Here is a 289-nt window from a genome sequence, read left to right as displayed (position 1 = left end):
CCAAGGATTAGACCTAAACCAACAAGGAATTCACCCCAAGGAATTAACACATTAAACAAATCCGCATTTGGGATCGCAAAGCTTTCAAGGAAACTTACCCAACCACCGTAGACAATTCCATTTGGACCGGCAACCGGATTAGCCACCGCACCTTTTAGGAATCCAGTAGCATCAAAGCCTCCACCTGTAATTTTTCCCCAACCAGCCGTTAACCAAGCATACCCTAAATAAATCCGTAAAACCGTAAACAACGCAGCAGCAATTTTATTATTTCTTAAAAAATTCACCA

1 protein-coding gene is annotated in these 289 nt (G+C 41.9%); it reads right to left on the bottom strand.

All coding sequences use genetic code 11. The features are described from left to right. The coding region (locus ACX9YW_RS22915) for a DoxX family membrane protein (RefSeq protein WP_460351018.1) at nucleotides 1-287 on the bottom strand (287 nt) is incomplete at its 3' end. Nucleotides 288-289: the final 2 nt, after the last annotated feature.

Source organism: Pseudoneobacillus rhizolycopersici (assembly GCF_054786815.1).
Note: the sequence above shows the minus strand (reverse complement) of the source record. Positions and strands in the feature narration are given on the sequence as shown.